This is a genomic window from Enterococcus sp. SMC-9, assembly GCF_021011285.1.
Lineage (GTDB): Bacteria > Bacillota > Bacilli > Lactobacillales > Enterococcaceae > Enterococcus_C > Enterococcus_C montenegrensis.
The window spans coordinates 309,472-335,279 of sequence record NZ_JAILYE010000005.1 but is presented as its reverse complement, the minus strand read 5'-3'; the positions used below and the strand labels follow the sequence as shown (position 1 = coordinate 335,279).

At 36.5% G+C, this 25,808-nt stretch carries 27 protein-coding genes; 16 read left to right on the top strand and 11 right to left on the bottom strand.

Annotated features, from left to right (window positions below; all coding sequences use genetic code 11):
- Window positions 1-3: 3 nt before the first annotated feature.
- The 4 genes from K4422_RS09860 to K4422_RS09845 all read left to right on the top strand — a co-directional run bounded on the left by K4422_RS09860 (window position 4) and on the right by K4422_RS09845 (window position 5,288).
- Window positions 4-1,785, top strand: a complete 1,782-nt coding sequence (locus K4422_RS09860; protein ID WP_230710978.1) for a V-type ATP synthase subunit A — start codon at window positions 4-6, stop codon at window positions 1,783-1,785.
- The gene (locus K4422_RS09855; protein ID WP_206902859.1) at window positions 1,778-3,154 is read left to right on the top strand and encodes a V-type ATP synthase subunit B; all 1,377 of its coding nucleotides are present in this window, start codon (window positions 1,778-1,780) and stop codon (window positions 3,152-3,154) included. Before K4422_RS09860 ends, K4422_RS09855 begins: the two co-directional genes overlap by 8 nt.
- 5 nt (window positions 3,155-3,159) lie before the next feature.
- Complete coding sequence (locus K4422_RS09850) at window positions 3,160-3,795, top strand: V-type ATP synthase subunit D (protein WP_206902858.1); 636 nt, start codon at window positions 3,160-3,162, stop codon at window positions 3,793-3,795.
- A 140-nt stretch (window positions 3,796-3,935) separates the two neighbouring features.
- The gene (locus K4422_RS09845; protein WP_230710976.1) at window positions 3,936-5,288 is read left to right on the top strand and encodes a TrkH family potassium uptake protein; all 1,353 of its coding nucleotides are present in this window, start codon (window positions 3,936-3,938) and stop codon (window positions 5,286-5,288) included.
- Between the two features lie 55 nt (window positions 5,289-5,343).
- On the opposite strand, the gene K4422_RS09840 is transcribed toward K4422_RS09845, so the two are convergent.
- Window positions 5,344-5,910: an SOS response-associated peptidase gene (locus K4422_RS09840; RefSeq protein ID WP_230710974.1), complete on the bottom strand. Its 567-nt coding sequence runs from the start codon at window positions 5,908-5,910 to the stop codon at window positions 5,344-5,346.
- 71 nt (window positions 5,911-5,981) lie between these two features.
- Between K4422_RS09840 and K4422_RS09835 the strand changes: the two genes are divergently transcribed.
- The 10 genes from K4422_RS09835 to K4422_RS09785 all read left to right on the top strand — a co-directional run bounded on the left by K4422_RS09835 (window position 5,982) and on the right by K4422_RS09785 (window position 14,989).
- Window positions 5,982-6,626 carry an endonuclease III domain-containing protein gene (locus tag K4422_RS09835; protein ID WP_230710972.1) on the top strand — a complete coding sequence of 215 codons (645 nt, stop codon included), beginning with the start codon at window positions 5,982-5,984 and terminating at the stop codon, window positions 6,624-6,626.
- 4 nt (window positions 6,627-6,630) lie between these two features.
- Window positions 6,631-6,981 carry a hypothetical protein gene (locus tag K4422_RS09830; RefSeq protein ID WP_230710970.1) on the top strand — a complete coding sequence of 117 codons (351 nt, stop codon included), beginning with the start codon at window positions 6,631-6,633 and terminating at the stop codon, window positions 6,979-6,981.
- Between the two features lie 110 nt (window positions 6,982-7,091).
- A complete protein-coding gene (locus tag K4422_RS09825) occupies window positions 7,092-7,760 on the top strand; it encodes a hypothetical protein (RefSeq protein ID WP_230710968.1) in 669 nt (222 codons plus the stop codon).
- 2 nt (window positions 7,761-7,762) lie between these two features.
- Window positions 7,763-8,626: a sce7725 family protein gene (locus K4422_RS09820; RefSeq protein WP_230710966.1), complete on the top strand. Its 864-nt coding sequence runs from the start codon at window positions 7,763-7,765 to the stop codon at window positions 8,624-8,626.
- Between the two features lie 310 nt (window positions 8,627-8,936).
- Complete coding sequence (locus K4422_RS09815; RefSeq protein ID WP_206902852.1) at window positions 8,937-9,656, top strand: metal ABC transporter ATP-binding protein; 720 nt, start codon at window positions 8,937-8,939, stop codon at window positions 9,654-9,656.
- A complete protein-coding gene (locus tag K4422_RS13635) occupies window positions 9,653-11,425 on the top strand; it encodes a metal ABC transporter permease subunit (RefSeq protein WP_329957731.1) in 1,773 nt (590 codons plus the stop codon). Before K4422_RS09815 ends, K4422_RS13635 begins: the two co-directional genes overlap by 4 nt.
- Window positions 11,426-11,547: 122 nt before the next feature.
- Window positions 11,548-11,991, top strand: coding sequence for a GNAT family N-acetyltransferase (locus tag K4422_RS09800; protein WP_230710964.1), 444 nt, complete (start codon window positions 11,548-11,550; stop codon window positions 11,989-11,991).
- A gap of 223 nt (window positions 11,992-12,214) precedes the next feature.
- Complete coding sequence (locus K4422_RS09795) at window positions 12,215-13,333, top strand: AI-2E family transporter (protein WP_230710962.1); 1,119 nt, start codon at window positions 12,215-12,217, stop codon at window positions 13,331-13,333.
- Window positions 13,334-13,666: 333 nt separating this feature from the next.
- Window positions 13,667-14,473 (top strand): hydroxymethylpyrimidine/phosphomethylpyrimidine kinase, encoded by an 807-nt coding sequence (locus tag K4422_RS09790; RefSeq protein ID WP_230710954.1) that lies wholly within the window; start codon window positions 13,667-13,669, stop codon window positions 14,471-14,473.
- A gap of 21 nt (window positions 14,474-14,494) precedes the next feature.
- Complete coding sequence (locus K4422_RS09785; protein WP_230710947.1) at window positions 14,495-14,989, top strand: ECF transporter S component; 495 nt, start codon at window positions 14,495-14,497, stop codon at window positions 14,987-14,989.
- 455 nt (window positions 14,990-15,444) lie between these two features.
- Here K4422_RS09785 and K4422_RS09780 read toward each other — a convergent pair whose 3' ends face one another.
- Window positions 15,445-16,434 carry an IS30 family transposase gene (locus K4422_RS09780; protein WP_002287934.1) on the bottom strand — a complete coding sequence of 330 codons (990 nt, stop codon included), beginning with the start codon at window positions 16,432-16,434 and terminating at the stop codon, window positions 15,445-15,447.
- A 1,147-nt stretch (window positions 16,435-17,581) separates the two neighbouring features.
- On the opposite strand from K4422_RS09780, the gene K4422_RS09775 reads away from it, so the two are divergent.
- On the top strand, window positions 17,582-18,070 hold the full coding sequence (locus tag K4422_RS09775) for a prolyl-tRNA synthetase associated domain-containing protein (protein ID WP_230710945.1): 489 nt from the start codon (window positions 17,582-17,584) through the stop codon (window positions 18,068-18,070).
- Between the two features lie 45 nt (window positions 18,071-18,115).
- Here the strand turns inward: K4422_RS09775 and K4422_RS09770 are convergent, their stop codons facing one another.
- The 9 genes from K4422_RS09770 to K4422_RS09735 all read right to left on the bottom strand — a co-directional run bounded on the left by K4422_RS09770 (window position 18,116) and on the right by K4422_RS09735 (window position 25,063).
- Window positions 18,116-19,579 (bottom strand): APC family permease, encoded by a 1,464-nt coding sequence (locus tag K4422_RS09770; protein ID WP_230710943.1) that lies wholly within the window; start codon window positions 19,577-19,579, stop codon window positions 18,116-18,118.
- 220 nt (window positions 19,580-19,799) lie between these two features.
- Window positions 19,800-20,525 carry a DUF3781 domain-containing protein gene (locus tag K4422_RS09765; RefSeq protein WP_230710940.1) on the bottom strand — a complete coding sequence of 242 codons (726 nt, stop codon included), beginning with the start codon at window positions 20,523-20,525 and terminating at the stop codon, window positions 19,800-19,802.
- 327 nt (window positions 20,526-20,852) lie between these two features.
- Window positions 20,853-21,020, bottom strand: a complete 168-nt coding sequence (locus K4422_RS09760; protein ID WP_206902838.1) for a hypothetical protein — start codon at window positions 21,018-21,020, stop codon at window positions 20,853-20,855.
- Window positions 21,013-21,687: a zeta toxin family protein gene (locus tag K4422_RS09755; protein ID WP_230710938.1), complete on the bottom strand. Its 675-nt coding sequence runs from the start codon at window positions 21,685-21,687 to the stop codon at window positions 21,013-21,015. Before K4422_RS09755 ends, K4422_RS09760 begins: the two co-directional genes overlap by 8 nt.
- A gap of 208 nt (window positions 21,688-21,895) precedes the next feature.
- Complete coding sequence (locus K4422_RS09750; protein ID WP_230710936.1) at window positions 21,896-22,393, bottom strand: AAA family ATPase; 498 nt, start codon at window positions 22,391-22,393, stop codon at window positions 21,896-21,898.
- Between the two features lie 4 nt (window positions 22,394-22,397).
- Entirely contained in the window at window positions 22,398-22,535 is a 138-nt protein-coding gene (locus K4422_RS09745; protein ID WP_230710934.1) for a GNAT family N-acetyltransferase, read from the bottom strand.
- Between the two features lie 108 nt (window positions 22,536-22,643).
- Entirely contained in the window at window positions 22,644-22,769 is a 126-nt protein-coding gene (locus tag K4422_RS13580; protein WP_268991024.1) for a hypothetical protein, read from the bottom strand.
- Window positions 22,770-23,186: 417 nt separating this feature from the next.
- On the bottom strand, window positions 23,187-24,710 hold the full coding sequence (locus K4422_RS09740) for an ABC-F family ATP-binding cassette domain-containing protein (RefSeq protein WP_230710932.1): 1,524 nt from the start codon (window positions 24,708-24,710) through the stop codon (window positions 23,187-23,189).
- 128 nt (window positions 24,711-24,838) lie between these two features.
- On the bottom strand, window positions 24,839-25,063 hold the full coding sequence (locus K4422_RS09735; RefSeq protein ID WP_230710930.1) for a hypothetical protein: 225 nt from the start codon (window positions 25,061-25,063) through the stop codon (window positions 24,839-24,841).
- A 113-nt stretch (window positions 25,064-25,176) separates the two neighbouring features.
- Here K4422_RS09735 and K4422_RS09730 point away from each other — a divergent pair, with 113 nt between their 5' ends.
- Window positions 25,177-25,728 carry a TIGR01440 family protein gene (locus K4422_RS09730; RefSeq protein WP_206902884.1) on the top strand — a complete coding sequence of 184 codons (552 nt, stop codon included), beginning with the start codon at window positions 25,177-25,179 and terminating at the stop codon, window positions 25,726-25,728.
- Window positions 25,729-25,808 lie beyond the last annotated feature (80 nt).

Below are 25,808 nucleotides of genomic sequence, written 5' to 3'. Positions count from 1 at the left end.
ATAGTGCAAGTTGGCAAGATAATCAAAGTATCCGGTCCCTTAGTAATGGCCGAAAATATGAGTGAAGCCAGCATCCAAGATATTTGTTTTGTAGGTAGTCTTGGAGTTGTTGGCGAAATTATCGAAATGCGAGGCGATGTTGCTTCAATTCAGGTTTATGAAGAGACTGCTGGTATTGGACCTGGAGAACCCGTTCGTTCTACGGGTGAAGCTTTATCTGTTGAATTAGGACCCGGGATTATTTCCCAAATGTTTGACGGCATTCAACGACCGTTGGATGTTTTTATGGCCCAAACAAAAAGTAATTTTTTGACGCGGGGTGTTCAACTACCGGCATTGGATCACGAGAAAAAATGGGACTTTCAAGCCAATGTAGCCGTTGGAACTAATGTCTCTGCGGGAGATATTGTCGGGACAGTGGCGGAAACAAAAATTATTACCCATAAAATTATGGTACCAAATGGCGTTTCTGGTACGATAAAAGAGATTAAATCGGGTATGTTTACTTTAGATGAAGTTATTTATGTCTTAGATACTAAAACAGGTGATAAAGAATTCACCATGTTGCAAAAATGGCCGGTGCGTCGTGCACGGCCTGTGAAAGAAAAAATGAATCCCCAAGCCCCAATGATTACCGGACAACGTGTAATTGATACTTTTTTCCCTGTAACCAAAGGTGGCGCTGCGGCAGTTCCTGGTCCTTTTGGGGCGGGGAAAACCGTCGTTCAACACCAAATTGCCAAATGGGCAGATGTAGATTTAGTTGTTTACGTCGGTTGTGGTGAGCGGGGTAATGAAATGACGGACGTTATGAATGAATTTCCAGAGTTAATTGATCCCAATACTGGGGAATCTTTGATGGAACGCACAATTTTAATTGCAAATACATCAAATATGCCAGTGGCAGCCCGAGAAGCTTCAATTTATACCGGTATTACAATTGCCGAATACTTCCGTGATATGGGCTACTCTGTGGCCATTATGGCAGATTCTACCTCTCGTTGGGCCGAAGCGCTAAGAGAAATGTCTGGTCGGCTAGAAGAAATGCCTGGAGATGAAGGGTATCCTGCTTATTTAGGTTCACGTTTAGCTGAGTACTATGAACGAGCTGGCAAAGTAATTGCCTTAGGACAAGAAGGTCGCCAAGGCAGTATTACAGCTATTAGTGCCGTCTCTCCTTCTGGTGGGGATGTTTCAGAACCGGTGACCCAAAACACACTACGCGTCGTAAAAGTATTCTGGGGCTTAGATTCTACTTTGGCACAAAAACGACACTTTCCGTCAATAGACTGGCTTAAAAGCTATTCTTTATATGACACAGAAGTTGGCAATTACTTAGACCAAGAATTACAAGTTCCTTGGTCAGAACTTGTAACCAAAGCCATGCGTCAGCTACAAAAAGAATCAGAATTACAAGAAATCGTGCGCTTAGTCGGAATTGACTCTCTATCTGAAAAAGATCAGCTGTTACTAGAAGTAACCAAATCCATTCGTGAGGATTACCTACAGCAAAATGCTTTTGATGATGTTGATACTTTCACTTCAAGAGAAAAACAATATCAGATGCTTTCTAATATTATCGCTTTTGGGGATGAAGCAGAAAAAGCCTTAGAATTAGGATCTTACTTGTCAGAAATCATGTCAGGCACTATCTTACTGCGCGATAAAATTGCCCGTATGAAATACGTGCCAGAAAACGAAATCAATAAAATTACAGATTTATCGCAAGAAATTAAAGAAACAATTAAAACGATTATCCAAGAAGGGGGCATGAATCGTGATTAAAGAATATAAAACGATTGGCGAAGTTGTTGGCCCCTTAATGGCTGTTGATAAAGTTGCCGGTGTGAAGTACGAAGAATTAATCGAAGTACGTTTACAAACAGGAGAGATGCGCAAAGGTCAAGTTTTAGAAATCTCAGAAGATAAGGCCTTGGTTCAAATTTTTGAAGGTACTGGCGGTATCAATCTTAAAGATTCAGCAGTACGTTTTTTAGGTCATCCTTTACAGTTGGGCGTATCACTAGATATGATTGGTCGAACATTTGACGGGTTAGGACGACCAAAAGACAATGGGCCTGAAATTTTGCCTGAAAAAATGTTGGATATTAACGGTGAAGTAATTAATCCAATGGCACGAGATTATCCAGATGAATTTATTCAGACCGGTATTTCATCCATCGATCACCTGAATACACTGGTCAGAGGTCAAAAGCTACCCGTATTTTCTGGTTCAGGTTTACCTCATAAAGAACTAGCTGCACAAATCGCCAGACAAGCAGCAGTATTAAATACCGATGATGATTTTGCTGTTGTTTTTGCTGGTATTGGGATTACTTTTGAAGAAGCGGAATATTTCATGGAAGACTTTCGTAAAACCGGCGCAATCGACCGTTCGGTAGTCTTTATGAACTTGGCTAACGACCCTGCGATTGAGCGGATTGCGACACCACGTATGGCATTAACTGCTGCCGAGTATTTGGCTTATGAAAAAGGAATGCACGTTTTAGTTATCATGACAGACATGACAAATTATTGTGAAGCATTACGAGAAATTTCAGCAGCGCGGCGAGAAGTTCCAGGCCGACGAGGTTATCCAGGATATTTATATACCAACTTAGCAACGTTATACGAGCGAGCAGGTCGGATTAAAGGGTTAAAAGGTTCTGTCACGCAGATACCAATTTTAACTATGCCAGAAGATGATAAAACACATCCAATTCCCGATTTAACTGGCTATATTACAGAAGGACAAATCATTTTATCTCGAGATTTGTATAAGAGTGGGATCAAACCACCAATTGACGTCTTACCTTCTTTATCGCGACTTAAAGATAAAGGAACCGGCCCAGGTAAAACTAGAGAAGACCATGCTGCGACCATGAACCAACTATTCTCAGCCTACGCTCAAGGAAAACAAGCGAAAGAATTGGCGGTTGTTTTAGGGGATTCTGCTTTATCTGAAGTTGATAAAATATATGCCCAGTTTGCTGAACGTTTTGAAACTGAATACGTTAACCAAGGTTATGAAACGAATCGCTCGATTACCGAAACCCTTGATTTAGGTTGGCAATTATTAAGTATTTTGCCAAAAACTGAATTAAAACGAATTAAAGATGATATGATTGAAAAGTACTTGCCAGAAAAGGGGTAGTTTAGATGGCGCGTTTAAATGTTAATCCGACTCGAATGGAGTTGGCGCGCTTGCAAAAGCAGCTGACAACGGCCAAACGGGGACATAAATTACTAAAAGATAAACAAGATGAATTAATGCGCCGCTTTATTTTGATGGTCAAAGAAAACAATCATTTACGCCAGGAAGTAGAAGGGTTGATGGAAAGCGCCATGCGCGCTTTTCGCCTTGCTAATGCAACTTTAAATGAAGCGTTTATTGAAGAATTGTTCATTTTGCCCGCTACCAGAGTAGAACTGGAAATGGATCAAAAGAATATTATGAGTGTGGAAGTTCCTGTTTTGAATTTCCATTACGATGAGGATCTTTTTGAGGCACCATTAGAATATGGCTATCTGAATTCTAATGTTCCTTTAGATAATGCCATTGCTCGATTTACGACCGTGTTACCGAAGTTGTTAGCTTTAACCGAGGTGGAAAAAACGTGTCAATTGATGGCTGGTGAAATTGAAAAAACAAGACGCCGAGTGAACGCATTAGAGTATATGACGATTCCAGAGTTGGAAGAGACAATTTATTACATCAAAATGAAGTTGGAAGAAAATGAGCGTTCTGAAGTAACGCGGATGATTAAAATAAAAAATATGAACCGTAATATGTAACAAAATTTTGCTTTAAAAAATCCGGGAGAAATCATTGCGAATTTTTCCCCGGATTTTTTTATTATCTGGTACAATCTATGGTAAGCATTTCATTGCTTTAACTTAAATTATCCTAGAACGTGTAATTGGAGGTAAGTTTCTTGAAACGATGTAAAAAAGCTCCCTTAGCAACACCGCAGCTAATATCATTAGGTTTTGCCGCGGTAATTTTTGGCGGAGCTTTATTATTGATGTTGCCTATTTCTAGTCGTCAAGGCGTAGTTACGCCCTTTATTGATGCCTTATTTACTGCAACATCGGCAACTTGTGTTACCGGCTTAACAACAGTTAATACTGCAGAACACTGGACAACTTTTGGTCAATTTATTATTTTAATCATGATTGAAACAGGCGGTTTAGGTTTTATGTCGTTACCGGTATTCTTTTTTATGATTGCTAAAAAGAAAATCAATTTACGCACCCGAATGCTATTAAAAGACTCACTTAATTTGGAGCAAATGAATGGCGGCGTCAATTTGATGCGCTACATTTTATTAACTTCTGTCATTATTCAAGGTCTCGGCGCTTTGGCTCTGAGTTTTTCCTTTATACCGCGTTATGGTTGGGCAAAAGGAAGTTGGTTTAGTATTTTTCATTCTGTTTCGAGTTTTTGTAATGCTGGTTTTGACTTATTGGGTGATAGTTTAGCAGGTGACCAACAAGATATTTGGCTTCTTTTTGTGGTGATGATTTTAATCATCGCAGGCGGACTAGGCTTTTTAGTCTGGTACGATATTATGCAATATCGCCAGCGCAAGCGTCTGTCCATCCACTCTAAAATTGCTCTGATCATGACAGGTAGTCTTCTTTTGTTGGGCACTTTGGGATTTTATCTAACCGAACATAACGGTGAAAGCTTAGTAGTAGGAAATTGGTTGCAACGTCTATTTAATACCATGTTTATGGCAGTAACACCACGAACAGCAGGTTATTACTCGGTCAATTACTTTGAGATGAGCCATGCCGGTTTAATTCTAACCATTGTTTTAATGTACATCGGTGGCACATCAGGTTCCACTGCTGGTGGTTTAAAGACCACAACTTTTGGTGTGTTGCTCATTCAGATGAAGAGCATCCTAAAAGGACGCAATCAGGCGGAATTTAGCGGCCGAACGATTCCAGCTGGTGCTATTTTTAGAGCTTTAACGCTATTTTTTATTACATTATCACTTTGCATTTTTGCGACGATGATTTTATCAGTCACAGAAAAAATTCCCGATGTTGATGGTTTGGGACTAGAGTATATTGTTTTTGAAGTTGTCTCAGCTTTTGGGACAGTCGGTTTAACGATGGGATTAACCCCTGAACTTAGCATGGTAGGCAAAGTAATTATTATAGCCTTGATGTTTATTGGCAGGGTGGGAATTATGACAGTATTATTCTCATTAATTGCAAAAGCAAGACAGCAAGAACAACATTTCAAATATCCGGAAGAATCAGTTTTAATTGGGTAACAATAAGTTTCGTATAATTAGAATATGTAAACTTATAACCTAAAAAAGTATGCCATTATTTTTCTGGCATACTTTTTTTTAGGGTCAATTTGGGTTCTAATTGTTGTTTACGGTAGCTATTGGCAAAATTATCGTCAGTTAACCAGGTGCGAATAGCTTTTTTTTCAATGATTAACGGCATCCGATCATGAATTTTAGCAACAGTTTCGTTGGGACTCGTCGTCATAATAACAGATTCCAACTCGTCATTGTGTTGGCGATAAAAGCCACCAACATAAATTTCTTTTTCATCGGTAGGGGTAAATAGAATTTTATTTTTGTCATGATCCCATTCAAAGAATCCTGTCATTGGAAAAACACAGCGACGCTGATAAAAGCTTTCAGCAAAAAGTGGTTTTTCTGTTACTGTTTCACTACGGGCGTTAATAATACGACTTTTATTTTTGGTTGTCGTAAATCCCCAACGTGTAAGTCCCAAGCGGATTTTTCCGTCTTTACCAGGAGCAAGGGTTACAACATTTTCGCTAGGAGCAACCTCACCGATTTTCCCTAATTGTTGTAGTTGTTGATAATATTTTAATAATTCCGTTGTCTTTAAATCAAAAAGATAACGACCACACATCACAAAAACCTCCTAACCTCAGTTTCATACATTCATAAGTAATTGCGCTATAATGAAGAAGAGGTGATAGTTTGAAACAACAGGTATATGCATTATATCAGAAAATGTTCCAAAAGATGGGGCCTCAAGGCTGGTGGCCAGCTGATTCAAAAGAAGAAATTATATTAGGAGCTATTCTTGTTCAAAACACCAACTGGCAAAATGCAGCAATTTCACTAGAAAATTTGAAAATGGTAACGGATTTTTCTAGTTTCCAAATTGCGAATTTATCTGTGGCACAGTTACAAGCATTGATTCGTCCCAGTGGCTTTTTCAAAAATAAAAGTCAGGCTATTCACGAAATTTTTACCTGGTTGCTAGCTTTTGATGGCGATTTTTTTAAAGTGCGTAGCTATTATGGTGAAAATTTAAGAGATCAATTGCTCACTTTACACGGGATTGGTCCAGAGACAGCCGATGTGTTATTACTGTATGTTTTTGATCTGCCTGTTTTTGTCGCAGATAGTTATGCCAGACGTCTTTTTACACAGTTGGGAACACCACAACTACATAACTATCAAGCTTTAAAAAAACTGGTTAACTTGAATGATTTCACCTTAGCAGAGGCACAAGAATTTCATGGGTTAATCGATGAGTTTGGAAAAGAGTTCTTGAAAAAGAACACTTTTAATAGGAGTTTTTTAAGAGATTACAAAATCAATTTACGTCAGGAGTAAAATTATGAATCCATTTTTTACAGTTTTTAAAAAGACCCAACAATTTCTTTTATTACAAGCTTATGCAGATGAAATTATGAGTGAAGAAGAGCTAATGACATTTTTGTTAAATGAAACAACGGATGCCCGCTTTAGCCTAATCAGTCAAAAAGGTTTATATCTGGTAACCCCCAATGTATCATTGGGTGAGTTTACCCATGATTTTTATGCCCCAAGTGAAGTTCAAGCTAGTTTAGCAAAAGAAAGTGTTGCGGTTTTACTAACCACGAAGGTAGAAACAATTGCTTTACCTTTTAGTGGACTAGAGGATGCAAAAGGTATTTTGGCAGATATTAACTATTTGTGGTCTAATTAACTTCACATTTGCGAACAAACGTTCTATACTGTTGTTATCACCAACTCTTTTATGTTTATTTTAAATAAATAAATTTTGGCAGTTGGACAACTGATTAAATGAGGGATGTTATGAAGACAGCACTAACTTTAGCCATGGAGGAAGCTTTATATTTTCATTGTCGCCAAAAAGGTGATGTAGTAATTGAGGAAGTTGTTATGCCAGATGATAAAGGGATCGTGGATACTTTATCTTGCAAAATTTTACCGGATCAAACTTTTGAATGGCGTTGTTATGAGTTAAAAGTGAGTAAGGCTGATTTTAAAAGTACCGCAAAGTTGTCTTTTGTTGGTCACTTAAATTATTTTGTTTTACCTCCGTCTTTGTACGAAAAAGTCAAAGAAGAGATTCCACCGCATGTGGGCGTACTTCTCTTTCACCCATATCTAAGTGATTTGGAGTATGGCGTGCCGGGATATTTTGAAACGGTAAAAAAAGCGCAGCGCCAACTTTTACAAGTAAATGAAAATGAACTCTTGTATCACTTGATTACTTCTCAAGCAAGGGAAGTGAATAAAGCCAAACAAACCGAACGTGGGTTACGGGTGTTTAGCACCGACCAACTGTATAAAGAGTTAAAAAGACGGGAAAAAGATTACGATATTTTTAGCGGTGCGGTTAATTATTATGATCGTTTTATTGCAGAAACACAAAACCAAGCAGTAGAAGCACTAAAGGAAGAATTAGAAGCAACGCGGGCCGCTTATTTCACTCTTGAGCAACGTCTATTGGAGGAGTAGTAATGTATTATCCTTATTTTCGCGGTAAACAATTTGACCTGTTAGCTTTACGCCAACTCAGTGAAGCCGGTAAATTAAGCCCGGTTATTCAGCCTGTTATTGAGCCAGTCAAAGATAATCCTGCTTTAGGAAAATTGCTGCTACAATTTAACAACGTCAATCAACCTTATTTCCTCATTGACAACCCGCAAGCAGGTGATTTTTTAACATTAGCGGGGCAAGAAAAATTACAGCAGTTAAAAGGTCTTAAGACGCACATTATAACGGAACCTGTAAAAAGTGTGACAGAGTATCCACTTTTGATTGCGCAAAGCGCAGCGGTACTACAAGATGCTGACTTTCCTACTTTTGAGATACCTACAATTGCACCTTTAGAATTTCGTCTGTTGCAACATGTAAAAGGACCAAAAATAGTTTTAGAAGATAATTTTTTACGCTTAAGAGCTAGTTCCTATCGGGAAATACCTGATGAAGTTTTTACTCTCAGTCATCTAACGTATCAAAAAAGAGGGTTTGTAGGCTTTAGCGACTTTTCAATTGATAGTCGACTTTACTATGAGCAAAACTACCCGACAAAAGAAATCGTGTTACATTTGGTTTATTTTGCTGAACAAGAACAATTAAGAATTCATCATTTTGTTTCCCCCGCCGAAGAATTACCTGATTTTGCGACGCGTTTTATGGCGGTGATGGCAGAGGTTAGCCAATTTCCGGCGTTTTTAAGTAACGATACCTTAGGGTTGGAAATTTTGAAACAAAGTTACGCAAAAGGAAAATTTCCCGGAATGGGTGTCCTACGCAAAGCTTGCGTGATGCACCATTTAGAATTGATGAGTCGTTTTTTTGAGACAAAAACAAAGGGATGAACATTTTTTGCAAACTTCTTTCGTTATTGCGTAATAAGATTAAGATATTTCATTTTTCAGATTTCAAAATTTATATTTTCCGAAAAAATAGTTTGTGAAGTTACATATGGATATGCCAGCTTTAAAAAGACTTATCCATGTGAAAATTTTATATTATCCTTATAAATAAAAAGTGCACAGTTTAGAAACTGTGTATTTTTTTTATCTTGTACAAAAGTTAGGCTTGCCGAAAAATAAAAGTTTGGGTATACTAATCTAAAGTATTATTATTTAGGTATACCTAAAAATATAAAATGATGAGGTGAATGAAATGATTCGTTTTGAAAATATAACGGCAGCATATAGTCAACAAATTGCTGTCGATCATGTTAGTTTTGAAGTTACACAACCAACTATCGTGGGTCTTTTAGGACCCAACGGAGCGGGTAAATCCACTTTTTTAAAAGCGGCTTTAGGATTAATTCCTGCAACTGGCTCAGTCACTTATAAAGGGGAACCCTTACAAAAAAATCAGCAAGAAGTCGCCTACGTTGAACAAAAAAGTGCAATTGATTATACCTTTCCAATTACAGTAGCAGAAGTAGTCTCGTTAGGTGTCTACCCGCATTTAAAACCATGGGCTAGTATGAAAAAGTATTGGGGAAAAGTTATGGATGCCCTAAAAGCGGTGGATATGCAAGATTTTGCCAAACGTCAAATTGGTGAACTGTCTGGCGGTCAATTTCAACGTGTCTTGCTTGCACGCACATTAGTACAAGATGCAAGTTTGATTTTCTTGGATGAACCTTTTGTTGGCATTGATGCCACGAGTGAACAAATTATTATGGGCTTGTTGCGTAAGTTAAAAGAAAATGGAAAGACTATTTTTATCGTTCACCATGACTTAAGTAAAGTTTCAGTATATTTTGACGAAATTTTACTATTAAGACAACAAAAGATTGCCTACGGAACAGTCCAAGAAGTTTTTACCCCCCATTATTTAAAAGAAGCCTATGGGGATGCAATACTTATTGGAGGTGATTTTACGTGATTACGCATTTTATTAACGGTTTAACAGAATACCATTTTTTACAAAACGCTTTAATTACGTCAATTGTGATTGGGATTGTAGCCGGTGCAATTGGATGTTTCATTATTTTACGTGGAATGTCACTAATGGGGGATGCAATTTCTCATGCGGTCTTACCAGGAGTTGCGTTATCGTATATTTTAGGGATAAACTTCTTTATTGGTGCGGCTGTTTTCGGTATTTTAGCAAGCTTGGTTATCACATATATCGCCAATAATAGTACGGTCAAAAGTGATACTGCCATTGGGATTACCTTCAGCTCGTTTTTAGCTTTAGGTGTGATTCTAATTGGTGTTGCGAACAGTTCCACAGATTTATTCCATATTTTATTTGGGAACGTTCTTGCAGTTCAAGATAGTGACAAATGGATTACCATTGGAATTTCTGCTTTGGTGTTACTATTACTTATTATTTTTTACCGTCCCTTATTGTTGACCTCTTTTGATCCCATGATGGCCAAAGCCTTTGGAATGAAAGTAAATGTGTACCACTACTTATTGATGTTAATGTTAACATTGGTCTCTGTTACTGCAATGCAAAGTGTAGGAACGATTTTAGTGGTGGCGCTGCTGATTACACCAGCAGCAACAGCCTATTTATTTACTAAGCGATTAAAATATATGATTTTACTTTCCGGAACACTAGGGGGCTTAGCTTCTGTTATCGGACTTTTCATAGGGTATAGTTTTAATATTGCTGCTGGTTCTTCAATTGTATTAACAGCAGCGACAATGTTTTTAATCGGCTTTTTCATATCCCCTAAAAAAGCTGAACAAACAAAAACGAAACAAAAAGTTTACACGGCCATTGCTGCTCTTGCAGTTTTTGGTATTGGTATTTTTAGCTATCAGCATTTTAGTACACCAAAAGTAAATGGCAGTGAAGAAAAAATTTCGGTAGTAGCGACAAATTCGATTATTGCCGATATGGTAAAAGAAGTAGCCGGCGACAAAGTGGCACTCCACAGCATCGTCCCTGTAGGAAAAGATCCCCATGAATATGAACCTTTAGCCAAGGATGTTCGTAAAACTCAGGATGCAGATGTCATTTTTTATAACGGCTTGAACCTTGAAACAGGTGGTAACGGCTGGTTTACCAAGCTAATGGCCAATGGACAGAAAAAGCCAAATGAAGATTACTTTGCAGTAAGTGACGGTGTTGCGGTGATTTATCTTGAAGGGGATGGTCATGGTAAAGAAGATCCTCATGCTTGGTTAAATATCGAAAATGGAATTTTATATGCTAGAAATATCGCGAAAACATTAAGTCAAAAAGATCCTGCTAACAAAGCGATCTATGCGGAAAACTTAACAAAGTATGAAGAAAAATTATCCGCTTTAGATAAAGTGGCAAAGAAACAATTTGCTAGTATTGCTACCGATCAAAAATTAATTGTAACCAGTGAAGGCTGTTTTAAATATTTCTCTAAAGCATACGGCATTCCTTCTGCTTATATTTGGGAAATCAATACAGAAGAAGAAGGGACACCAGATCAAATTACCTCGTTAGTTGAGAAATTGAAAGCTTCGCAGGTAAAGGCGCTTTTTGTAGAAAGTTCTGTTAATAAAAAACCGATGCAAAGCGTTTCAAAAGATAGCAAGATACCAATTTACGGGGAAATTTTTACTGATTCAATTGCAACTCCTGGTAATCCTGGGGATAGCTACTACAATATGATGAAGGAAAATTTAGAAACTATTTTTGCTGGTTTAGCCGGTAAAAAAGATTAATAATATTTCCTACACAAAAAGCAGCCAGCTTATTCTGACTGCTTTTTGTTTGGTGTAAAGTAGGCGCAAAAAGCATAAAAATATTTTACTTTATGCTATTCTTAACCCAGGAGATGATAACAATGAAATATACTTGGGTAGCAAAGACAGCGATGTGGGATAAGGCCATTTTGTCGATTGAAAAAGTCCCTTGGCCAGCTGGGGCCCACTTAGCAGAGCAAATGAAAAATCACGCTTTAACTGATTGGGAAAATGTCTTGGTTTGTTGGCAAAAAGAAGAATTGGTCGGTTTTTGCGCGCTGTTAAAAAAAGACATATTAAAACAAACAGCGTTAACGCCCTTTATTGGCGTCGTCTTTGTGGCTGAAAAATATCGCGGACACCGAATTAGCCAAAAACTTGTTGCAAAAGCAGAGGAAAAAGCGCGTTCTTTAGGATTTAGACATACATTTATCGCAACGCAACATTTAGGTCTATATGAAAAATTCGGATACCATAAAATCAGCGAAGAAAAAGACATTTTTGATCGCTGGTTGAACCTTTACCAAAAGGATCTCACGCACTAGCTAGCTACTTTAAAATCAGTAAATTAGCTAAATGTTTCCAAGCTGATGGGAAAAAGGCGTTGAAAGATCTTAGAATCTAAAGTTCAAAAAAAATTTCGATTTTTTGCAATCCGTAACTCTTTTTGCAAAAAATCGAAATTTTTAACATTATCTTCACTTGAAAAAACGATTTCAGAAATTGTTATGCTAAAATAGAGTTATTAAGTGGATTAGGAGTTTTGCTATGCAATCGTTTAAAAATTCAAAATTGTTTTATTGGACCGCAGAATTGGTCTTAGTTATTATAGGTGTTTATTTTTTATGGCAAATGCCAGAAGTTTTTAAACCTGTTTTTGAAATGGTAGGGGCCGTTTTATTACCCGTATTTATTGCAGGATTTTTATATTATATGTTTGACCCAATCGTCAACTTCTTACAAAAGCGTGGATTGTCCCGAGTCTTAGGTTTTTTACTTTCATTTTTAGTCGTAGTCATCATTATTGTTTTAACAGCAATGAATGTCATTCCCCAGTTGATTGAGCAGACAGTCCAATTAACACAACAATTACCTACTTATGCTGATGAATTAGTTAAGTGGTTAGATGGACTAGCTAAACAAGATGAATTCAAAAATTTTAATTTAGAACAACAGCTGGATTCGGCCAATATTACGATTAATCGCATTATTAATTTTATTATTGTGAATGTGACTTCCAGTTTATCTTCTATTTTTTCTATTTTAACGAAATTTTTTGTTCTCTTGTTTACGGTACCTTTTATTTTGCTGTTTATGTTTAAAGATGGTCATCGTTTCTTAGATGCGCTATCGAATTTTTTTCCGCGGACAATTCGCACTGAACTACGACAAACGGTTCGAGAGTTAAATGATACGTTGTCTGCTTATATTAGCAGTACAGTATTAGATGCATTTATTATTGGAATTATGAGTTTTATTGCCATGACAATTTTCGGGCAGCCCTATTCATTATTATTAGCCCTGATTTGCGGTATCACCAATATAATTCCTTATGTCGGTCCGTTTATCGGCGCTGTACCTGCTGTGATTGTGGGGCTGTTTATTTCACCGTGGCAAGCCTTGTACATGGCATTATCTATTCTAGTTATCCAGCAACTCGATGGGAATCTGATTAAACCGCTTTTATTTGGGAAATCATTAAATGTGCATCCTATTACTATTATCTTAGTTTTATTGGGTGCTGGTAGAGTTTCTGGTATCATGGGGATGTTGATTTGCATTCCTGTCTATGCGGTAATTAAGACATTGATTATTAATATTCGTAAAATTTATCTCTTGAAAAAAACAGAAGCATTAACGACTAATTTAGAAGAAACCGAAGAATAATACAAAAACCTCATTTTAGTGTTCTTAAAAGAACTAAGATGAGGTTTTTTTACGTGAATTGCAAATGCAAAAGTACTTGTGATGCAACTATCAAAAAAAGAAAACTTTTTTACTGCAGAAGTAATAACAAGCAAATAATTTCTTCTTATAAAATAAAAATTTTCTGCTAATAATCCTTCAGAAGGAGAAATTCAATAAGCAATCTAAGTTACACTACTCAATTTAATTGCTGTGGTATTTTTTTGCAAATGGTTGGTTTGAAAACATGCCAATTGGTTGTGGGCAACCCACTGGAAGTTTGCTAGACTTTTAATCACAAAGGGGGATAAGAGGATGACAAAAATAGTGTTAACGATTGGTGGGTCAGATCCTTTTGCCGGCGGTGGGATACAAACGGACTTAAAAACATTCGGTGATTATCACACTTTTGGTATATCAGTTTTAACTTCTATTGTCACGCTTGTTGACAATAATTTAGCAATTCATCCCGTTACAAAAGAAGTATTCTTAGCCCAATTAAAAAGTATCGAGCAGGTAAATTTTAGTGGAATTAAAATTGGGTTAATTGCAAATCCCGAATTTATTCCTTTGATTAAGGAATTTTTGCAAAAGCATCCCAATATCCCCATTATCTTAGATCCTGTTTTAGTTTTTAAAGAGGGAAATTCAGCGATTGAAAAAGAGATTTTAGCAGGAATTCGTGGTGAATTGGCTCCTTTGGCCACTTTAATCACACCTAATTTAACTGAAGCCGAAACATTGAGCAAAAGAAAAATTAACAGCTTGCAGGAAATGAAAGAGGTAGCTATCCTGCTACAAAAAGAGTATAAAACAGCTGTCTTAATAAAAGGCGGCGGGCGACTTGCAGGAGAGTGTGCTATTGATTTATTAGCACTATCAGAAACGAAAATAGTAGAATATCAGGCACGAAAAATTAAGGCCATTACAATTAATGGTGCCGGTTGTAGTCTATCTGCTGCAATTACAGCTGGTCTAACTAAAGATAAGCTAGAAAAAGCCGTAAGTGATGCAAAAGGTTATGTTTACAAAAGCATACAAGCCGGCGTGATGGTGACAGCAGAATTTGGTAGTGTTTATTTTGAAGAATCGATTATTAAATCAAATAATCTTACAGCTTAAAGTTAAAGGAGAGGGGAAACAATGCAAATAAAAAAATTAACACTATATGCTGTCTTAGCAGCTTTAACAAGTGCAGTTTCTTTACTTGTTATAATTCCAATTCCGGGTACAAATGGCATTATAACCCTGTGTGATGCCGGCATTGCGATTACAGGGTTATTATTAGGTCCAACAGCGGGACTTTTTGTCGGTGCTATCAGTGGTGGATTTATCGATTTATTAGCGGGCTATCCACAATGGATTTTGTTTTCACTACTTATTCATGGCGTACAAGGATTAGTATTTGGTTATTTTTTCCAACAAAAGAAAATTTTAAAGTCATTAGGATTAGTTTTGGGCGTCATCATTATGGTTGTGGGTTACGCTTTAACTACAGGATTACTTTATGGACTTGGGGCTGCGATTGCCTCGATTCCAAGCAATCTATTCCAAAGCACATTTGGCGCATTAATCGCAATCCCAATAACGACCATGTTAAAAAAGGCAACAGGGAAACGTTTGAAGTTTGATCATTAAATCAAAATGATTGTTCATATCAGGTAAATGAATCCCACGTAATCATTTTGAGTATTTCAGCTTAAGATTTTATTTGAGATAAAAAATTCAGTTTGAAATTAACAGTGCACTTTAAAATTCGCGAGACAGTATCAGATCAAAAAATTTCTTTATAGTAAGTTATTTCGCGCAGCTGCATTTAACAGTTTTTAAATGCAGCCTTAAAAATTAGGCAGGGAAGTGCAAAAGCAGCAATATAATCAGTAAATTGGATTAGTTTTATATTTTAGTTTACATAATATATATTATACGAAGTTAATGTTCAAAGGCGAATGTTAAGATTAAGTGCAACTATTCACTGTTATTAGATAAACATCGTTCGTCTTTCGCTTAGCTTTATAATTATATAAAACTCAAAAAATTGTAATTGTTCGTAAAAACATTTTTATAACAAATGAAATATCCTCTTGAAAATATCATGTAATTCTCGCGTATTCTAGTTTAAACTTTTGAGCTGGTGTTTTCCACTTTAGAATTTTTCTTGGTCGAGTATTTAAGCTTTCTACAGCGTCATCGACGATGCGCTGCGAGACAGTCTTAAAATTAAACGGTTTAGGGAAATATTCTCTAAGTAATCCATTATGATTTTCGTTAGAACCACGTTCATGAGGTGCATACGGATTTGCATAGTAAATGTTGCACCCGAAGGTGTCTTCAATAAGCCCGACTTGAAATTGATTTACAAATTCAGTTCCTCGATCACAAGTAATAGATTTTACCCCTTGAGGATACATTTCTATTAGTTTTTTAATTGCTGCCATCATAGCGTGACCTGTTTTATTAGGGAGTTTAATCGCTACGTATTGTCGTGTCTTTCTTTCGATAAAAGTTGCTAGACAGGTTGATATGCCACGTTTTGAAACTACTGTATCAGCTTCCCAATGACCAAATTCTGTACGAAGCTGAACAGCTTCTGGGCGCAAATCAATGGTTCTATTTTCAAAGAAAGCTCGATCAATGCGAATCTTCGATCCAGATGACTTTACTTTATATCTTTTTCCATGTCTCCTAAGCTTTTTGATGTTGAAATCAATGGTTTTTGAGTAAATCCAGTTATAGATCGTGGATGTACATACCTTTACGCTTTTAACGGAATGTGCAATTTGTTCTGGAGAATATTTTAGATTCAGATATTTTAAAATAGTTTTTATATTGTGAATCGTGGCTTTTTTAGTAACTCCACAGTTCTTTTTCCGCAATTTAGCAATATTTTGTGCACTTGAAGCTTGATAAGGCAACCGTGCGATACTGTTGGCTTTTCTAGCTTCAGTCCCCCGTTGAATCTCCCGAGTGATTGTTGAACGATGGCGATCTAATCTACGTGCTATTTCAGCTGGTCGTAATCCTTCGTCAAGATAGGCTTCAATTTTCCCGCGCTCTTCAGCGGTTAAATGCTTATATACCATGTATCAAACTAGCTCCCTTGCTCTATTAATTACTACGGCAACGAATGATTTGACAATGAACCTTCACAGATATGAGATCCGCTTCCAACTAGGAGCTAACTTAAGACAAGTCAGCTCAGCCGATACAAGGCTATCATATCTGTGTTCATAATCAAATCGTATTACCTACCGTATGCAGGCACATCGTATCATATTAAATAACGAGCATCAATATAAGTTTGTGGAGGTTTGTTGCGCTTTATTTTGCTATCCAGGAGTTAATGTTCAAAATTACATGTTAGAATTAAGCGCAACATCTGCCTTAGCTATCATAATCAAATAATGATTACCCATGATTAGGTCTATTAATCCATGTTTATTTTTTATGATTGTATAATATTGTTCGCGGTAAAATTATTTTGATTGTTTCTAGAAAGCTTCCGAGTACTCGAAATTAAGTTTGTACTGAGGAGATTTCTATTTAAAAATTTTTCGTAACTTTAAATTTTCATCCTTTGCACAGCTTGATCAATTTTATTTTGCGAAATATTTTTAAAATCAGACGGTTTTGGAAAATATTTGCTAAGTAATCCGTTGTGATTTTCGTCAGGTCAGATCCGCGTTCCTGCAGCACACACGAATTAAAACATACATAATATATTTTACGATTGAATATTTCCTCGATAAGTCCAGTTTCAAATTGATTTAAAAATTCGTTTTCATAGTCACATGTGATTGATTTCACACCATGGGGATACATTTCTACTAAATGCGTGATTGTAATCATCGTGGGTCAACTAGTTTTGTTTGGTATTTTGATTGCTACGTAATGTCTCTATTTGTACTCGATAAATCTTGCTAGGTACACTGTTAAACTCGCTTAGAGGCAACTGTGCCTGCTGCTTAGCTATTTCTATAAAGAAAACTTTGTTAGACGCTTCAAGATGAAATTTCATAAATATAACGCAAATTATCATTATGCCCAACATGCCCAAGCTGAAAATTCCAACGTATTAAAACCTAAATTTTAAGTGGCTTTGTTAATTCTTTTTTTAATTATAGCCCCCCCCCTCATACTTTTTATCTTCGCAATTGTCGCACCATTTAATTGATTATTTGTGCTAAAATCAAGTTTAATAGTACTGGTAAGGTGAAAGGATGGGATAAAATGAATTTGTCTTTGCAAGTTGAAGAAACGCTTAAAGCTTTGGCGATCCCTTTTGAAATAGTGGAACACCCTCCTGCTTTGACAACTGCGGAGGCCGACAGCTTTATTACTGGAATTGAAGGTGTCCGTACAAAATCAATGTTTCTAACGAATAAAAAGAAAACTGCCTATTATTTACTGATTATGGACGATGAAAAACGTTTAGATATGGATAAGTTTAAAGAGATTGTAGGCGCTAATCGGATCAAAATGGCTTCTGCTGATAGCCTAATGGAGCAATTACAACTCCCTCCAGGTGTGGTTTCGGTGTTTGGTTTATTAAATAATACCAAAAAAAATGTTCAAGTATTTTTTGATGCAGAAATTTTGGACAAAAAGAAAATGAGTTTTCATCCAAACGTCAATACGAAGACAATTTTCCTATCAACTAAAGATGTCTTAAAGTTTGTCAACGCAATTGGCTTTGAATACACTATAATCGATTTGTAGACTAAAAAACCTGCTAACTATCTAAATAGTCAGCAGGTTTTGTTTTTAAACTTCTTTTAATTCAGGCAGTGCTGTTTTATTTTTATCTCTACGGGCAATTGCTGGTAAAATCATGCCCAATAAAATTAAAACGATCGGTGTTAAGACATTTGTCATTAACTGGAACCACCAAGCTTTTGGATTTGTTGCGTAATCCAATTTTGGAACCATTCCTAAGACACAAGCAAAAGCTGTGAAGGCAAAACACCAGGTACCCGCGATAAAGCCAAGTTTTGGATTTTTTAAGAATTTATATTCGGATTGATACTTCTTCCAAGCTTTATTTAACATCATATAAGCAAAGAATACCCATAAATAACGCATTGGCATTACGACAGAGTTAAGGTTAGTCATCCATTTCACTAGCTCATCTGTATTGCCGATTCCTAAAATTGGCAATAAGATAATGACGCTAACTAAAATACCAGTTAATAAGTAACCATTAACTAAAGTACCTTTGGCTGAACGTTTTCTTAACCAATTTGGCACAAACATTGGATCTGCGTCCGCCAATAAGATTTGTAATGGCGCATCAATTGAAAAAGCTAACGCTGAAATTTGGCCAATTGTATTGGTTAATGCGTAAATGATCATTAATAAGTTGCCAACACCGTAATAATTACCTAGTTGTTGGAATGCGCTGTAAGCCCCGTTACGCATTAAATCCGCTGGGATATTATTGCTAGCAAACAACATACCCATAGCCACAGAACCTAAAATTGCAGAAACCCCTACCATACCAGCTAATAAGAACATACCACGCGGGAATTCTTTGGCAGGGTTTCTAGTTTGGTTAACATAAGGCGAGATTTTTTCAGCTCCCCCTACGGCAAAAACTAACATGGAGATGGTTGTAAAATAAGAAAAGTCAAATTTTGGAATGTATGTTTTAATATTTCCCATGTCAGGGGTCGCAAATTCCATACCTTTACTTACAGCCGGCGCACCTACTGCTAGCAAGATAAACAGAATTGACATCACAAACATTGCCGTACCAGCCAAACCGCCAATAACTTTTAATGTTGTTAATCCCTTTGTCGATAAATATAAAAACAGCAAGAAAATAACTAAACTTAAAAGTGCAATGGTTGTCATTGACATGCTTGATACCATATCTCCATTACCTTGGACAGCCCAACCTAACGCAATTAAGATTGCTTGCGGTTTTTGCGCAAGATACGGAATATGCACGACCCAATATGTCCAGGCCGCATAATAAGCTAAGCGTTTTGTTGAGGTATTTTCAACCCATGAGCTAACGCCGCCTTTGCTGTTTTTAAAAGTCGAGCCCAACTGACCGACAATTAAAGCATATGGAATAAAATAAAGTGCTAAGATAAGAATCCATGAAGTAACAACAGAGATTCCTTGTTGGGCATAGTTATTTACAACATTTCCTAAACCCCAAACCATATTAAAGGCAATTAAGCCAACGGTGAACCACCGCAGTTGTTTTTGATTTTGACTCATGAAAAAACTCCTTTAAATAATAAATTGCAACTTCTATATCATAGTTATTTTTAAAGGAATTCTCAACTACTAAAATAATGAATTTAGCACAGTTTCACCAACAATTAATACTACTTTCATTTAAAAGACAAAATTTTGCTAAAATCGTTTGCAAAAATAACAAAATAGCAAAACAACTTTTTGATCACTCAAAGAAAGTTATTTTGCTATTAGTAAATTTTCATTCTGAAATCGTAGCGATATCTTCCGTAATAATCCAGTCATCCATATTTTTTTTGCGTTTATAGTAAAAAGAATCGATTTTTTCTAAATTTGCAATTTCATAAACCGCTAGATATTTTTTCCCAGTCCAGCGTTGTTCTTGTTTTGTTGAGAGTTGAAGTTGATTGGCGTACTTTTCTACAAAAGAAGCGGATTCTTCTGGAGTCATCTGCTCAGACTCAATCACAGCTTTAATCACAGCACGATAATTTACCACTAGATTGCTGTTAGTTTCGACAAAATAAATATCCTCCCCCGCTCTTGCTCTACCCCCTAAAGGCGATTTTCTGCCAGCAGCACCACGAATAATCATCGTTTTTTCGCCAGATAAGAGTTTTGGTAGTTCCTTTGCCTCACGATTCAAATAGACGAGATGCACTGCTTTAGCGCCTCTTTGATACCATTGTGATTTTTCGGCTGCCTTTTTTTGTGCTGGAATTTTTTTAGCGGAATCGGCAGTAATTAAGCGATAATTGTTGGCATTAATCGTTAATTGAATTTTTCTTGCTGGTTGCCAGACATAGTAATTTTTCCCTAAATGGGTAATTTCGGTGTCTGCTGCTAGCAAAATAATTTGTACAAGTTCCTCAATTTGGCTCGAGGTATAATTTGTTTTTAGTTTTTTGTTGAAACGATCGTATACAAGTTGTGTGTATCCAATATTACTAGCAATTTTTTTTAGCATTGAAAGTCTCCTTTTAAATGATAAGGTTTTCTTTTAGAATACCATATCAGACTATAGATGCGTTTAATTGGTCATAGCCATGAATTAAAAAGATTGGTCTTTAATTTATAGTGTTTGTATTTTAAATCTTATCTTCTAAAGTCGGCATCTCCATTTTATTCTTTAAAGTTGTTTAGAGCATACTTTTAATTAAACAGCTATTGGGAATAAAGTAGCTTTTTATGCATAACATATCTATTGACAAAGCATGTATTGAATCAAGATCCTTGAGGTAAAAAAAAGCCAAGAACATTTTTTCTTGGCTTTTTAACTATCCTAATTAGGTATTCATTTTTCTTTGTCCAAGCCAATCAATTCACGCTGCTTACGGTTGGATTCATCTGCTACAAATTTAAAGACTGTTTTCAATTCTTTTGCAGAAGCATTCTTTTGTAATTTAGAAAAGTTACGATCGTACTTTGCCATAATTTTTTCAACTTTTTCTTTTTCAGTCAAGTAACTCCTCCTCCAATCCGTGTTTTGTGTAATTAATCGGTAATGTCAACGTAATATTATCAATATCCATTAGAAAATCAGAAATCGTATTTTGAAAATCCTTCACCAAGACATTGATTGTAACTCGTTCTTGAAATTCTTCTTTCACGTGTAGCAAGTTCTTCCGTGACTGGAAAAAAGCATTGATAAAACGTTCTTTCGGAACAAATCGGCCTTCAACCACTTCTCGTTTTTTGGTAAAATCCCAAGCGATAAACGGATCTTGATAAACATAATAGACAAGAACATTATAATTCTTTTTGAGCGCTCGTTCAATGTTTTGATTTACCTTAGCAGTCGCAAAAGTACCATCAAGAATAAAACTATACCCCTTTTTTAGAACTAGATCGAGAGCCGCATCTACCAAAAGAGCCGCACCTCTTTGAAACTCATCAGAATTATTTCCAATATAACCAGGAAATAAAGCCCGAAACTTATCTGCATCAATTATACATAGATTATTATTTAACGCCATCAAAGTTTGTGCTACCTCAGTTTTTCCAGCTCCAGGACTTCCCGCCATAAAAATGGCAGTCTTTTCCTCTTCTATATCTTTCCCCTCAGTAATAGAAGAAATTAAGATTTTCTTGTTCTTTTTGGCATAATGCAAAGAAAAATCTTCCGTCATTTTTATGGCACCTCCTATCGCCTTCAAAGCCAGTTTACCACACTTCCTAAAAGACAACCTCAAATTATAGCACTCTGCTAAGTGCTAATTTTCAAACTATACTCTACGACTTTACGATGAATTTTAACTGAGTAATTTAAATGACGGTGCTTACGAAATTATAAACCAGAGGAACTGACGGTTTTAAAGCTCCCTAAAAAAATTTTTATTAATTTTCCCAAACATCGGCACGTAACAGCTTAACAATTTCAATTTGCGACATTTCTGGACCAATCATTTTTTCATTTTCAAATTTCAAATAATCTTTGTCTAACCACCAGTTAGCCATGTTGATCTCGGAAAAAGAAAATCTTTGTATTCGTTGTTGGTGGCGTGAAACAGTTGTTTCAAACGAAAGGTCAAAATAATAACAATGTGTCTGATCGAAAAGTTCCTGCAGTTTATCAAGCATGTGACCATATTTCTTTCGACTTAAAATTCCTTCGATAATTACGATAGGATAATGTTGGCATCCAAAAATTGCGAGGGTTTCAATTGCTAAAACAGCCAAATTAGAAGTATCATCTTTGATGTTTAACATATCTCGCCTTACTTCATCTTGTCCAATATTCATGACAGTTCCTTGCGGAAAGCTGTGTTGTAATGCTTTGGCGACTGTACTTTTGCCACTGCCAGAATTCCCCCGTAAAATAATTAGTTTACTCATAACCTTAAACCCTTTCCAATGACTGAAGTTCTGTTCTTAAAATTCCATATTTAATAGAATCCCAATATTGACCTTGCCAATAGCGCACTTTTCGAATTTGCGCTTCTTTTTTCAGCCCCAGCTTTTCACCTAATGCTATCATGGCACCATTTCCTGACCAGGTGGTATACCCTATCCGTTCAATTTTAGGATAAAGAGCAAATAAATAGTTAATCCATAAAGTGACAGCTACCTGTCCAACGCCTTTATTCTAGTTTTTAGGTTGATAAATCGCAATCCCAAATTCCAGCCATCTTTTTAACGAGCCGTCTTCAAAATAGGCCGTTACCACACCCAGCATTTCAGTTCCATAAAAAAATGACGCCGGCATTTTCATCTGTTATAAGCCGTTTGCCAAATCCCTTTTGATATTCTTCCCAGGTAAGAATGGGGTCTTTAAAATAAGGACCATCAAAATTTTTCCAGGTTAAATCTGCTTTAGGCCCGTAGCTTAACGCCCATAGCTCCTTTAACTCTGTTTTTGTTATGTTCTTAATTGTAATGGGCGATGTTTCTGATTTTAGCTGCAAAATTTTTCTCCTTTTTCGCCTAAATCCCTTTTATTTAACTGTAGCACAATCGCGATAGGCAGTGAAGAAAATCACGATGCTAGCGCAAAGTTTTAAAATCGCGGGAAAAATGAAATAGCAACAAGGTGTTTACACCACTAAAAAATTTGTGGCTTTTCTAAAAGACCACTTTTTTGAAAGTTAAAAGCCTAAACAGCGGAACTAACCCTGTTTAGGCTTTTAATTTAACCTTCTAATTCGATTATGCGATCGACAAAATCTTCATAAAACTCTGCTTCATGGGAAACGACGACAATCGTACCAGGAAAAGCAATTAAAGCTTCTTGGAGATTTTCTTTTGAAGCCTGATCAATGTGATTGGTAGGTTCATCAAGAAATAAGAAGTTGCTTTTTGGCAGCATCATTTCGGATAGTTTAACTTTTGTTTGTTCGCCACCGCTTAAGTATTTTAATGATTCTTGGACATGTTGGCTGGTTAAGCCTGCACGAGATAAGTAACGTCGCAATTCTTTGTTGTTAATTGTTGGATATTTGTCACTTAAATACTGTAAAGGTGTTGCTAGTGGATTTTCCCAAGCTAATTCTTGCTCAAAATAATTAATCTTTGTATGCTGCGGAAAGTGAAATTCGCCACTGAGGGCTGGAATAAGCCCTAACAGTGTTTTAATTAGGGTTGATTTACCGATCCCGTTGAATCCCCGCAAAGCGATCTTCTCCCCGGCTCGAATCGTCAAATCAATTGGTGCTAACAATGGTTTTTCATAGCCGATAACAAGTTCCGTTGTCTCTAGAGCCAAAGTTGTTACAATTGGGGCATAGGTAAAGGTTACATGAGGTTTTGGTGCATCTGTTGGCGGCGTGAGACGATCAATTTTTGCTAACTGTTTTTCCCGGCTTTTGGCCATTGTAGAACGAGAACCGGCTTTGTATTTGCGAATATAGGCTTCTGTTTTTTTGATGTGATCTTGTTGGGCTTCATATTGGCGCATATAGGTTTCTTGTTGGAGTTCCTTTAGCTTCAATGATCGATTAAGATTTCCAGTGTATTTGGTTAATTTGCCAAATTCAATATCAATAATATGAGTGGTAATCGCATCTAAAAAGACTTGGTCATGGGATACTACGACAAAAGTGCCATCAAAGTCCTGTAAAAATTGTGTCAACCATTGAATATGATTATCATCTAAATGGTTTGTCGGTTCATCCAAAATTAACAAGTCTGGTTTTTCTAACAGCATTTTGGCCAAAATAATTTTTGAACGCTGTCCGCCACTCAAATTTTTTAAAAGACTATCCATTCCCAATACGTTAATTCCCAGTCCCGTAGCTAAATCATCAATTAAGGTATCCATTTGATAAAAAGAACCTTGATCCAACTCGTTTTGCAAGCGACCAGCCTGCTCTAATAAGCGGTCATCAAAACTTTCGCTATAGTCTTCATAAAGTTTTGCTATTTTCGCTTCTTTTTCAAATTCTTCCTTAAAAGCGGTCTGCATAAATTTTCGAATACTTAAGTGTTCATCTACACCAACATATTGATCTAAATAACCTAAACGTAAATTTTTAGGAAAATTAACGTGCCCGTCATCAGGCAAAATCTCACCGGTGATAATTTTGATTAAGGTGCTTTTTCCTGCTCCGTTGCGGCCGATTAATCCGACGTGTTCGCCGCGATTAACTTGGACAGATACGTCTTCATATAAAACTTTATCGCCAAATTGTTGGGTAATATTTTCTAAGCGTAACATGGTTGAATCCTCATTTCTCATAATAAAAAGCGCCAGATAAAATTCATCCGCCGCTTTTGTTTATATCCAGATGGTACTACGTAAAGCCTAACATGAAGCTAGAAGCTTGTCAAAGACTGAGATAAAAACTACAGTTTATCGTGAAGTTTAAATTCTTTTGTAGTAGGATCTGCCTCTTTTACATCATCGGCATAAAAAAGAAAATGTTCCCCGGAATCAAGATCTGTAGCAATAACGAGTCCCCGCCGTTTCAAATCTTTTGATTGATCAATTTGGGCGGTACGGGCTAGTTCTTTGGTATCAAAGTTGGATGCAATGGCATTCCCAAGATTGAAAAAAACCGTTTCTTCCATCGTAATCCCCTCCTTACTCTTTATTTTACCATGTTGTTTGATTTTTCTGATACTAATAAGAGTTACTTGCAATGTTTTTATTTTTGGTGATAATAAAATCAGAGGTGAAAAAAATGAGCCAAATTACTGAAAATGAGTTAAAAAAACAATTAACTGCGATGGTTGAAAGTGTCTTAGCCACTGCTAATTTACAAGCGGATGATATTTTTGTCTTAGGCTGTTCTACTAGCGAAATTATCGGTGGTGTAATTGGTAAAAATTCTAGTGCTGAAGTTGGCCAATGGGTTATTCGTACACTAAAAGAAATATTAGATCCTTTAAATATCCATTTGGCAGTCCAAGGCTGTGAACATTTAAATCGGGCACTTGTGGTTGAACGCAAGGTAGCAAAAGCGAATCATTTTGAAATTGTTTCGGTTAAGCCGTCATTACATGCCGGGGGTGCATGTTCAGTAGCAGCTTTTGATCAATTTACTGATCCAGTTGAAGTAGAACATATCGTGGCGCAAGCAGGTATTGATATTGGGGACACGTCTATTGGGATGCATGTCAAACATGTTCAAGTTCCCGTACGTCCTAGCTCTAATACACTTGGAGCAGCACATGTCACTGCGCTAAGAACCCGACCAAAATATATTGGTGGTCCTCGGGCTGTCTACGAATAAAAACGTTAATTTTTAATTTTGCTAAATTTTCATAAAAAAACAGGACAGCCAGCTAATAATGGTCTGTCCCGTTTTTTTGT